Here is an 11,040-nt window from a genome sequence, read left to right as displayed (position 1 = left end):
ACCTGACGCTGCGGCTGGGGTCCGGGCGCACCGACGAGGTGGTGGAGGAGAACCGGATCCGGTGCTCGCACTTCGACGCCTTCCGTTTCTACACTCCGGACGCCGTTCCGCTGAACAGCCTGGTTCCCAGCAGGGAGAACCAACGGACCTTGGAGCAGCCCGGCTGCCTGCACGCCAACATGGACCTCTACAAGTGGGCCTACAAACTCTCCCCGCTGCTGCCCAGCGAGCTCGTCATGGACTGCTTCGAACTGTCATGGCGGATCCGAGCCATGGACATGCAGGCCTCGCCGTACGATCTCGCCGACTGGGGTTATCCTGCCATTCCCATCGAGACGCCGGAGGGCAAGGCCGAATACGTTGACCATCAGCGGACGTTCGCAGCCGAGTCGCAGCAACTCCGGCACCGGCTGCTGCAGGAGCTGACGCCCCTGCTCGATGCCGCGGCGCAACACCGCGGCCAGGACAGCCCCGGAAGCGGAGGCCGGCACGCGGCTCCGGCTCCGGCTCCGGCTCCGGCTCCGGACAAGAGTCTGAAAGGACCAACATGACAGGCCCAGCCGCCCCGCAGCACGACATAGATCTGACGATCCGCCTGACCGAGGCGCCCGGCGCGCCGGAATACACCTTCCGGCTCGAAGCCGCCGACGGCGAACCTTCCGCCGCGTCGACCCTTCCCGATCCGGCCGCCGCACTTGAGACGGTCAGGCGCCACGGCGAGGCCATTTTCTTCCCCAAGCCGGGACCCCCGCAGTTGTGCACGCAGCAGTACGGCGGCCCGCAGACTGCCGTCGTGACMGGCTGGTATCTGGGACGGCAGGTCAATAGCCGGTTMAGCCGGACGGACGGCTGCGAGATCGCGCGCTGGCGGGCCATGGCGGCGCTGCTCGGCGGCACCGCAGGTTCCACGGGCGCCGTCTGACGCGGCAGGAATCCGGCGGACGGGCTCCTGCCTCGGCGGACGGCTACCTGAATCCTGATTCCTGACCCGGCGGTTTAAACAGCGACGGCCGGCGGTGCGAACCGCCGGCCGTCGCCGTTCTTGGTGCCGTTATGCGCCTAGATGGCGTTGTCCGGGGCGAAGGACTGATCGCCGTTCTGGATCTTGCCCTTCTCCTTCTTCACCTTCTTGCCCTTGTCGTTACCGCCGTCACCGTTGTCCCCCGGGCCGTCGTTGGAGTCCTGGTCCTCCGCGGTGGGCGGGACCGCGACGGCCCCGGCCGGGGTGACCAGGACGGAGACGAACGTCGGCTCGCTGGCACCGGCGAAGGTGACGCGCCCGATGTATGAACCTTCGGACAGGCCCTTCCAGTTCATCGTGACGCTGCCGGCTTTGCCGTTGGCCAAGCGCAACGGGTTCGGKCTCAGCGAAGCGTTGCCGACGTTCGCACCCAGCACCGCGGCGTCCACTGAGGCCTTGGTGGTCTGGCTATTCGGGCTGGCGTACAGGTTCGCGTAGATCGTGTACTCACCCGGGGCGGGGTCGGGGATGGATACCGATTCACTGGCGGACGACGTCGCGACCGTCAGCGGGCCCGTCGGGGTCATGACGTACATGTCGAAGTCGGCGTTCGGGTCGGCGGAAATCACCGAGAACTTGGCCAGCGGGGCTCCTGCGGGGACCGTGACCGTCTTGACGAGGTTCGAGGGATCCGTGTCACCCGTGAACGGCCCCGGGACCAGCTGCACAGCGGTGGAATCCGCCTTCGAGAGGCCGTCGAGGGTCATGCTGATCGGCGCATTCGTGCCCGAGACCACCTTGATCGCGCCGGATCCCGTCCCGCCCTGGGAGGTGAAGGCGACGTCGGACAACGCCACTGCCGACTGCGGACGGACCGCGATCGGGGAGGTGACGGTCTTGTTGGCGCCCTGCCACGTCAGCGAACCAGTGGCGAACTTGCCCAGCGGCGCTCCTTGGTTTTCGAAAGAGACCTTAAAGGTCTGTTTCTCTCCGGCTGCCTTGAAGTTCAGGGCTGCCGGGGTCACGCTGACCTTGATGCCGGGAACATCAAACTTGGCCTTGTAGACCCCCGGCGTCAGGGCGGTCACCGTGCGGGTGACCTCGATCTTCCCGGCCAGGTTGCCCAGGGCGAAGGACGGCAGGTTCATGTCCCGCGGCCTGGTGGTGCCCTGGATGAACGCCTGGTAGTCCGCCGTGGTGGCGTCGTAGACGAGGCCCGGATCCAGCACACGTGCCGGGTCCACTTCGCCCGCACCGGTGGCGAAGACATCGGTGTTCTTCGACCCGTCGGCGTTCTTGACGTCGCTCGTGGTGGTCATCATCGCCGACTTGACGGCCGCCGGGGACCAGGAGGGGTTCTTCGCCAGGATCAGCGCCGCGAAGCCGGCCACGTGCGGGGACGCCATGGAAGTGCCGGACAGGAACCCGAAGTTGTCTCCGTCGGTGCCGATCGGCGAGACGCCGGCCAGCACGGCCACGCCGGGCGCGGTGACGTCCGGCTTCAGGAGATCGGAGCCTGCGGCTAGCAGCGGGCCGCGGGAGGAGAAGCCGGCGATCTGCGGCTGCGCCTMGAGGGGCAGACCCGTGGTGTCCTTGTTGACCAGGGAGACCGTGATCGCCGGGTTGGCGGCGACCTTAGCCTTGATGGCCTCGGTGGCGGGCGGGTTCACGTGGACGGTGGGGACCGAGTGCTTGTCCGTGTCCAGCGAGGAGTCGCTCAKGTTGACCAGGATCATGCCGACGCCGCCGCCGCGCTTGACCTCGGCGCTCTTTGCGACGCGGTCTACGACGCCGCGGTCGCAGACCACAACCTTGCCGGCGATCTTGGCCGGGTCCAGCGAGCCGTCGCCGCACAGGGCCGGGTTGGTGCTCCCGGCGGCTCCCGCGTTGGCTGCCAGCACGACGCCGGCGTTGGAGACCTGKCCGTTCATGATGCTGGCGCCGCGGTATTTGCTGCCGTCGGAGAACTCGACCGTGCCCTGCAGTTCCTGCGAGAAGCTGCTGGCAGCGACCGTCGTCATCCATGGTGCGCCGTGGTTGACGGTGCTGGCGGTCGGGCCGGAGTTGCCGGCGGAGGCCGCCACGAAGATCCCGGCCGAGGCAGCGGACAGGAACGCCAGGGACACKGGGTCGGTGGTGGTGTCCGTGGCGCCCGAGATGGAGTAGTTCAGGACGTCAACGCCGTCCTCGATGGCCTGGTTGATGGCCTCGATGGCCGACGACGAGTAGCAGCCGCCGGTGTTGGGATCGGTATCTTCCCAGCAGACCTTGTAGATGGACAGCTTCGCGGCAGGCGCGATGCCGCTGGTCTGGCCGAAGCTCCGGCCGTCAACCATGGCTTCGACATTGGCGTTGCCTGCAGCCGTGCTGGCCGTGTGGGTTCCGTGGCTGGCAGCGTCGACCGGCGACAGCCGCTCGCCCGGCGCCCAGCCCGACTGCGGGACATAGCTTGCGAACTCGTCGCCGAAGTATCGGGCGCTCAGGACCTTGGAGTTGCAGGCAGTGCCGTCGAAGTCAGTGCCGGCCTGGCAGTCGCCCTTGAAGAGCTCGCCGTCGGCTTTGAGCATCTCGATCTTGCCGTCCGCGCTGCGGTAGGGCACACCGACGACGGGATTTCCCGTAAGTGGCTTAACCGCGTCGCCGGCAAAATAGGCGCTGGACGGGGTGTACCCGGTGTCGATGACCCCGACCACAACGCCCTTGCCGGCCCCGTCCTGGCCGCCGAACTGGGTGTTCCAGGTGCCGTTGGGCCCGCTGAGTTTKAGGAAGTCGGTGCTGGAGTAGTCCGGAGCGTTCTCCGTGTCGGGCGCGACCACCAGGACGGAGGGGTCTCTGGCCAGCTTGATGGCCTGGTCCGCCGTCAGCTTGGCGCTGAAGCCGTTGAGGGCTGCCGTGAACTGGCGCTGGATCTTGACGCCCTGCTGACCCGCGACCTGGGCCTGCTTCTGTTCCAGGTGCGCCCGGTACTGCTTGACTTCAGCCTTGTTGGCGTCCAGCTTCTTGCCGGCGGCGGGCTTCGTGGCCGGCAGCCCGGGCGTCCCGCCGTCGTAGGTTGCGGACGGCTCTTCCGCCAGAACCACAATGTAGCGGCCGTCCTTGTAGTTGTTCGGATCAACATTCTTCTGCGCGACACCGGCCTCGGCCGGCCCCTGTGCCGGGGCCGCGTGAGCAGGTGCGATCGCGATGGTGGACAGAAGTACCGGCAATCCCAGGGTCAGCGCCGCGACCCTCCGGAGTCCCCCGCTTCGAAGGAAGCTCTTTCCTGGTGATGTCACGAGTGATGAACCTTTCGTAAAGGAACGGCCCGGCTTCTATACCGGGCCCAGCAGACTGGCGGGGCCGCACCGGGCGATTGCCCGGCCTGCCCCGACGGATACCAGCCGATTCATACAGTACAGACTGAGAGCCGGATATGACATAGACCACAAGAAGCTATTTAAAATTTGTCACGCAATACGACACGATGCGTCGACGAAGCGTCTGAGCTGCGTCGATAGCAAGAAGGTCGATAGGAAGTGGAGAGGAATGTGCCGCCCGGGCGGGTGGCCTACTGGCGCGGAGTCCGGACCACCTCGCTGATCCATGCCCGGGTCTTCTCGTCCAGCGGTCCGGCCACCTTGGTCTGCTTCGCTGCACGGTCGGCCCTGATCTTCTGCAGGACCATCCGGCCCAGGCCGGCGAACACGGCGGCGGCGACGACGGGCAACAGCACGGATTTCGGTTTCGGAGCCATGCGCACATCCTACTGACCCGCGGACCCGCGGGACCATAGCCCGAAGCGCGCCGCGCGGCGGCGTTTGTCCAGTTCAAGGACCTCCCGGGGAGGCCACGTTCACACTGCCAGCCCGAATGCGGCCGGACGCACCGCGGCCGGTAGAATGGGCATGCAAGCTCGCGGAGCGCCCTTTCACGCTGTATCCACCAGGCAGTCCTCAACACACAGCGGACCGGCGTGAGACGGCACTACTCCGCTGCGCCCTTACCCAATGCTCACGCACAGGAGTTACCGGATGCCCCGGATCGTTGTCGACGTCATGCCCAAGCCCGAGATTCTGGACCCGCAGGGGAAGGCCATCGTCGGTGCGCTGCCCCGGCTGGGTTTCACCGCCTTTAGCTCTGTCCGCCAGGGCAAGCGCTTCGAACTCACGGTCGACGGCGAGGTGACCGAGGAGATCCTGGCGCAGGCCCGCGACGCCGCGGAAACCCTGCTGTCCAACCCGGTCATCGAGGACGTCGTCAACGTCGAGGTCGTTGAGGCCTGAGATGACTGAACTCCCCCTGATCGGCGAGGCTGTTGCCGTCGCCGCTAACCCACAGCTCGCGGGGGCGCGGATCGGCGTCGTGACCTTCCCCGGCACCCTGGATGACCGCGACGCCGCCCGTGCGGTCCGCCTGGCAGGCGCCACCCCGGTGGAACTCTGGCATGCCGACACCACCTTGGGTGACGTCGACGCCGTCGTGATTCCCGGCGGTTTCTCTTACGGTGACTACCTCCKCGCCGGCGCCATCGCCCGTTTCGCGCCGCTGATGTCCAAGATCATCGACGCCGCCAACTCGGAGGCCAAGCTGCCGGTCCTCGGCATCTGCAACGGTTTCCAGATCCTGACCGAGTCGCACCTCCTGCCCGGCTCCATGATCAAGAACGACCACCTGAAATTCATGTGCCGCGACCAGGTCCTCCGCGTGGAGAACAACTCCACGGCGTGGACCGGCGACTACGCGGTCGGCCAGGAAATCACTGTGCCGCTGAAGAACCAGGACGGCCAGTACATCGCCGACGAGAAGACCCTGGACGCGCTTGAGGCCGAAGGCCGCGTCGTGTTCCGCTACGTCGGGTTCAACCCGAACGGTTCCCGCCGCGACATCGCCGGCATCTCCAACGCCRCAGGCAACGTGGTGGGCCTCATGCCGCACCCCGAGCACGCCGTGGAGGCCGGCTTCGGCCCGGAGGAAGGCTCCGGCACCGAAGGCCTCGGCTTCTTCACCTCTGTCCTGAACAAAATCGTGGGAGGCAACAAATGACGGAGACACCCGCAGTKGCGGCGCCCGCGKAGACCGCCCGGAAGTTCAACATTGAMACCGTGGAGAACGCGGCGAAGACTCCGGACACCGAACTGCCCTGGGCCGAACTGGGCCTGAAGCAGAACGAGTTCGACGAGGTCGTCAAGGTCCTGGGCCGCCGCCCMACCGGCGCCGAGCTCGCCATGTACTCCGTGATGTGGAGCGAGCACTGCTCCTACAAGTCCTCGAAGAACCACCTGCGCCAGTTCGGCGAAAAGGTCACCGAGGAGATGAAGAAGGACATGCTCGTGGGCATCGGCGAAAACGCCGGTGTCACCAACCTGGGCGACGGCTGGGCCGTGACCTTCAAGATCGAATCGCACAACTCGCCGTCGTTCGTGGAGCCCTACCAGGGCGCGGCCACCGGCATCGGCGGCATTGTCCGCGACATCATCTCCATGGGCGCGCGCCCGGTGGCCGTGATGGATCCGCTGCGCTTCGGTGCCATCGACCACCCGGACACCGCGCGCGTAATGCACGGCGCAGTGGCCGGCATCGGCGGCTACGGCAACTCCCTGGGCCTGCCCAACATCGGCGGCGAAATGGTCTTCGACTCCGTGTACCAGGGCAACCCGCTGGTCAACGCGCTGGCCGTCGGCGTCATGCGCCACGAGGACATCCGCCTCGCCAATGCCTCCGGCAAGGGCAACAAGGTGGTCCTGTTCGGTGCACGCACCGGCGGTGACGGCATCGGCGGCGCCTCGGTGCTGGCCTCGGAGTCCTTCGACGACACCAAGCCGTCCAAGCGTCCCGCCGTCCAGGTGGGCGACCCCTTCGCCGAGAAGGTCCTGATCGAGTGCTGCCTGGAGCTGTTCAAGGGTTCCCTGGTGGAGGGCATCCAGGACCTGGGCGCCGCGGGCATTTCCTGCGCCACGTCCGAGCTCGCCTCCAATGGCGACGGCGGCATGGAAGTCGAACTGACCTCCGTCCTGCTGCGCGATCCCACCCTGACCCCGGGCGAAATCCTGATGTCCGAGTCGCAGGAACGCATGATGGCCGTGGTCACCCCGGAGAACATCGCCGCGTTTGAAGCGGTCATGGACAAGTGGGCGGTGGAATACTCCTGGCTGGGCGAGGTGACGGACACCGGCCGCCTGATCATCACGTGGGAGGGCGAAGTGATCGTCGACGTCGACCCGCGCACCGTCGCGCACGACGGCCCGGTCTACGACCGCCCGTATGCCCGCCCCGAATGGCAGGACGCCGTCCAGGCCGACTCCTTCACCGKGTCCGTGCAGGACGCGGGCCGCCCCTCCGCCCCCGCGGACCTGGCCGCCGCGATCACCGAGCTCGTGGCCTCGCCGAACATGTGCGACAAGTCCTGGATCACCAAGCAGTACGACCGCTACGTCGGCGGCAACACTGCCATGGCGTTCCCGGACGACGCCGGCGTGGTCCGGGTGGACGAGGAAACCGGTCTGGGCGTTGCCCTGGCCACCGACGCCAACGGCCGCTACACCTACCTCGATCCTTACCACGGCGCGCAGCTGGCCCTGGCCGAGGCGTACCGCAACGTCGCCACCTCCGGCGCCGTGCCGATGGCCGTCAGCGACTGCCTGAACTTCGGCTCCCCCGAGGACCCCGACGTCATGTGGCAGCTGGCCGAAGCCATCCGCGGCCTGTCCGACGCCTGCATGGTGCTCGRCATCCCGGTMACCGGCGGCAACGTCTCGCTGTACAACCAGACCGGCACCACCCCCATCCATCCCTCCCCCGTGGTGGCCGTGCTGGGCAAGTTCGACGACGTCGCGCGCCGCACGCCGTCGGGCTGGAAGGAAGACGGCCAGGCCATCTACCTGCTGGGCACTACGGCGGCCGAGCTGGACGGTTCGGAATGGTCCAACCTGCGCGGACACCTCGGCGGCCTGCCGCCCAAGGTTGACCTCGACGCCGAACGCGCCCTGGGCGAGATCCTGATCAACGCCTCCCGCGACGGCATGGTGGACGCCGCCCACGACCTCTCCGAAGGCGGCCTCGCGGCGGCCCTCGTGGAATCGTCCCTGCGCTACGGCGTGGGTGCMCGGATCGCGCTGCAGGACGTCCTGGACCGCGACGGCGTGGACCTGTTCACTGCGCTCTTCTCCGAAACCCAGGGCCGCGCCATCGTCTCGGTGCCCCGCTCGGAGGAAATCCGCTTCACGGACATGTGCACCGCCCGCGGCTTCGCGCACGTCCGGATCGGTGTGGTGGACGCCGAGGGCGGCACGCTGGAGATCAACGGCGTCGAACCCATGAGCCTTGACGCGCTCCGCGAAGCCCACGAGGCGACCCTGCCGAAGTACTTCGGCTAGTCCCCACCGCCACCCTCCATCGACTGCTCCGCAACCGCCCTTTTGAACCCTCAGAAGGGCAGTTGCGGAGCAGTCGTTTTGGTTCATCGGCCCGGACGCCAGCCGKCCTGGACGAGCGCCGTCCGGACCTTKGCAACCGCGGCTTTCGCATCATGTGCCATATRCCGCTTGGAGATCCGGACCTCTGTCCAACCGAGGGCCGTGTAACGCTCGGAACGGGCGATGTCCCGGACAATCTGCCCTTCGGCACCGTGGAGTTCGCCCTCATACTCGATGCCGATCCGGTATTTTCTGTATGACAAGTCAGGTTCATGATGCCGCGTTCCTGCGTCGTCGATGATCGGCACGTTCAGCTCGGGTTCGGGCAGACCGGCCCGGACAATCGCCAGCCTCAACAAAGACTCCTGTGGCGAATCCGAGCCCACCCGAATGAGCGTAATAGCTTCCCTCGCCTTGCGGATCCCGCGCTTTCCCTTGTGGCGGTCGATCATCCGCTGCAGATCGCCTAACGTGCACAGCGGCATGTCCCTGGCCTCGAATTCCGGCCGAGGCCTCCGGACGCAGCTGTCGCCGGCCACAACGAGTTCGTCTACGGTCAGCATTTCGGCCAAATCCAGCCAGGTTCGCTCCGGGGTGGTGGTGGGAATCCCGTCCAGAAGCGTGATCTCGTCGTCGTAGAGCTTCATCCGGTGCACGATGACGTGCGGCCGGTTGAGGTGGGCCGCGCCCTCGGGCCTGATCACGTGGTACATCTCCGGTCCCTCCTTTGGTTGCCGCGCCGGAAGCCCACCGAGCTCCGCCGCGGTGAGGTGCGACGCGGCGCATCGCTCATTGACCTCAATGAAGGGCCGCACTCGCACGCTCAGGGGAAGCCCCGGCGTCGGGCCCAGGGTACGAATCCCCCTGCCCAGCACGGCCAGGGAGCGGTGGCGGAGCCTTTTGGGCGACACCCCGGCATTCGCCGCTTCGACAACGGTGAAGGGGCGTCCCTGGAAATTGCCCGGCAACGGGCGAGCGGTCTTCATGGCTTCATGAGACCAGAACCGCGTCGACGCCGCAGAAGTTATCCACATCCCCCACCGGTTGCTCCATAAGTGCCGTTATGGAGCCTCACAAGGGCGTTTGCGGAGCAATCGATAAGGGTTTAGTCGTCGCTGCGGAGTTCCCGCTGCCGGGCGCTGAGCAGCTCCATTTCCGGCCGGGCGGCCATGAAGCGTTCGACGCCGGCCAGCACCTCCACGAGGTGGGCCCGGTCGGCCGCGACGAGGCCCACGCCGATCACGGTGCGCCGGTGCTGGTCATGGAGGTCCGCCTCGGTCACGGAGACATCGAAGCGCCGCTTCAGCTCGGCGAGCACCGGCCGCACCACGGAGCGTTTCTCCTTCAGGCTGTGGACGTCGCCGAGGAGGAGGTCGAATTCAATCCAGCCGATCCACATGCCCCAATTTTCCCATCGATTGCTCCCCACCGGCCCCCTCGCCTCGCAAGCTCGGCCAGGGAACCCTGCCGGCGTGGGCCCAACGCCGTTCTGAGGCTTCAAAAGGGCGTTTGCGGAGCAATCGATGCGGGGCGGGCGGCTAAATGGTGAGTTCGCCCATCCGGTCCCAGCCTTCGCCGTCGAACTGGCGGCTGATGATGCGGGGCGTCTCCACGAGCGCCTGGGGCATGTCCGCCATGGCCTTCTTGAAGTGCTCGCTGTTGACGTGGTCACCTGCGGCGTCGTCCTTGAAAGCCTCGACCAGGACGAACTCGTTGGGATCCTCCACGCTGCGGGACCAGTCGAACCAGAGGTTGCCCGGCTCCTTCCTGGTGGACTGGGTGAAATCGTCCACGAGGCCGAGCCAGCGCTCGGACCATTCGGGTTTGACCTTGAATTTGACGACAATGAAGATCACGGGAAAGTGCCTTTCGGTGCGGCGGGACGGTATTCCATTCTTGCAGCAGGACAACGCGGGGCTCAGCAGGCCTTGATGGCCTCGCGGGCCAGTTCCTGCTGCCGCGGGGTCCCGATCCTCCCKGCCCACTGTTCGGCGAGCTGGAACTCCACCATGGCCTCGGTGCAGCGGCCGGCGTCGTGCAGCGTCCAACCGAGGTTGTTGTGGAGGGAGACGATCCATCGCTTGGTCCGCTCATCGTGGACCGTGGACGCGTACTCCAGGGCGCTTCGGGTCCACGTCACGGCGTGCGCCGAGTCGGCTAGGGCGAGCATGTGCAACGCATCCACGGCCAGGAATTCCTCGCCCAGGTGGTCCGCGAGTTCGGCGGCCTGTTCAAAGAGCGGCACGGCCATCTCGGGATGGCCGCTGGTATTGAGCACCCGGCCGCGTTCCAGGAGCACCCGCACCGCCACGGTGGGCTCGTCGCCGTCGACCGCTTCCAGAAGCGCGTCGGCTTCCTCAAAGCGGCCCTGCAGCCCGATGGCCCGGCCCAGCTGCGTGGTGAGTTCGGCGCGTTCATCGGCGTCGTAGCCGGGCTCGTCAAGTGCCTCGCGGAAGCGGGCTTCGGAGAGCGCCGGGTCATCGAAATTCCACAATCGGTCAAGGGTCTGTTGATCAAGCATCCATTGGCTCCTGCTCAGCTCACACCTGCGGCCAGTTCTTGGGCACTCCTAATGTATCTGGAAGTGACGTGCCGCCGTGCCCGCCTGGTCACGGCGCCGCCCGCCGCGTAGAACCAGTTGGACGGGCCGCCGAACGCGGTGATCGCGATGGTCACCATCCCCTGCGC

At 66.8% G+C, this 11,040-nt stretch carries 10 protein-coding genes and 1 pseudogene; 5 read left to right on the top strand and 6 right to left on the bottom strand.

Annotated features, from left to right (window positions below; all coding sequences use genetic code 11):
• Both AC1DBQ_RS18065 and AC1DBQ_RS18060 read left to right on the top strand, forming a co-directional pair.
• A pseudogene (locus AC1DBQ_RS18065) lies at positions 1-551 on the top strand (hypothetical protein); the annotation flags it as partial.
• A complete protein-coding gene (locus tag AC1DBQ_RS18060; RefSeq protein WP_476929822.1) occupies positions 548-922 on the top strand; it encodes a serine protease inhibitor in 375 nt (124 codons plus the stop codon). The pseudogene AC1DBQ_RS18065 and the gene AC1DBQ_RS18060, both read left to right, overlap by 4 nt.
• A 137-nt stretch (positions 923-1,059) precedes the next feature.
• On the opposite strand, the gene AC1DBQ_RS18055 is transcribed toward AC1DBQ_RS18060, so the two are convergent.
• Together AC1DBQ_RS18055 and AC1DBQ_RS18050 are read right to left on the bottom strand one after the other, a co-directional pair.
• Positions 1,060-4,236 (bottom strand): S8 family serine peptidase, encoded by a 3,177-nt coding sequence (locus AC1DBQ_RS18055; RefSeq protein WP_476929821.1) that lies wholly within the window; start codon positions 4,234-4,236, stop codon positions 1,060-1,062.
• A gap of 272 nt (positions 4,237-4,508) precedes the next feature.
• The gene (locus tag AC1DBQ_RS18050; RefSeq protein ID WP_091255625.1) at positions 4,509-4,694 is read right to left on the bottom strand and encodes a hypothetical protein; all 186 of its coding nucleotides are present in this window, start codon (positions 4,692-4,694) and stop codon (positions 4,509-4,511) included.
• 277 nt (positions 4,695-4,971) lie between these two features.
• Between AC1DBQ_RS18050 and purS the strand changes: the two genes are divergently transcribed.
• Genes purS through purL form a run of 3 tightly spaced genes read left to right on the top strand, consistent with a single transcriptional unit; the run spans position 4,972 to position 8,313 of the window.
• Entirely contained in the window at positions 4,972-5,223 is a 252-nt protein-coding gene (gene purS / locus AC1DBQ_RS18045) for a phosphoribosylformylglycinamidine synthase subunit PurS (protein WP_018776110.1), read from the top strand.
• Position 5,224: 1 nt separating this feature from the next.
• Positions 5,225-5,983: a phosphoribosylformylglycinamidine synthase subunit PurQ gene (gene purQ / locus AC1DBQ_RS18040; RefSeq protein ID WP_476929820.1), complete on the top strand. Its 759-nt coding sequence runs from the start codon at positions 5,225-5,227 to the stop codon at positions 5,981-5,983.
• Entirely contained in the window at positions 5,980-8,313 is a 2,334-nt protein-coding gene (gene purL / locus AC1DBQ_RS18035; RefSeq protein WP_476929819.1) for a phosphoribosylformylglycinamidine synthase subunit PurL, read from the top strand. Before purQ ends, purL begins: the two co-directional genes overlap by 4 nt.
• Before the next feature lie 83 nt (positions 8,314-8,396).
• Here purL and AC1DBQ_RS18030 read toward each other — a convergent pair whose 3' ends face one another.
• The 4 genes from AC1DBQ_RS18030 to AC1DBQ_RS18015 form a co-directional block, all read right to left on the bottom strand.
• The gene (locus tag AC1DBQ_RS18030; RefSeq protein WP_476929818.1) at positions 8,397-9,338 is read right to left on the bottom strand and encodes a hypothetical protein; all 942 of its coding nucleotides are present in this window, start codon (positions 9,336-9,338) and stop codon (positions 8,397-8,399) included.
• A gap of 119 nt (positions 9,339-9,457) precedes the next feature.
• Positions 9,458-9,751 carry a DUF503 domain-containing protein gene (locus AC1DBQ_RS18025; RefSeq protein ID WP_091255616.1) on the bottom strand — a complete coding sequence of 98 codons (294 nt, stop codon included), beginning with the start codon at positions 9,749-9,751 and terminating at the stop codon, positions 9,458-9,460.
• A gap of 139 nt (positions 9,752-9,890) precedes the next feature.
• The gene (locus AC1DBQ_RS18020) at positions 9,891-10,208 is read right to left on the bottom strand and encodes a putative quinol monooxygenase (protein WP_091255614.1); all 318 of its coding nucleotides are present in this window, start codon (positions 10,206-10,208) and stop codon (positions 9,891-9,893) included.
• Positions 10,209-10,270: 62 nt separating this feature from the next.
• Entirely contained in the window at positions 10,271-10,873 is a 603-nt protein-coding gene (locus AC1DBQ_RS18015) for a tetratricopeptide repeat protein (protein WP_476929817.1), read from the bottom strand.
• Between the last annotated feature and the right edge of the window lie 167 nt (positions 10,874-11,040).

It is taken from the genome of Arthrobacter sp. 10T413_2 (assembly GCF_056394205.1).
The sequence above is the reverse complement of the archived record's forward strand: the minus strand, read 5'-3'. Positions and strand labels throughout refer to the sequence as shown.

Excerpts from the sequence above, each read along its gene's own strand:
- AC1DBQ_RS18025 (WP_091255616.1), bottom strand. The coding sequence starts at position 9,751 with ATGTGGATCGGCTGGATTGAATTCGACCTCCTCCTCGGCGACGTCCAC.
- purS (WP_018776110.1), top strand. The coding sequence starts at position 4,972 with ATGCCCCGGATCGTTGTCGACGTCATGCCCAAGCCCGAGATTCTGGAC.
- AC1DBQ_RS18050 (WP_091255625.1), bottom strand. The coding sequence starts at position 4,694 with ATGGCTCCGAAACCGAAATCCGTGCTGTTGCCCGTCGTCGCCGCCGCC.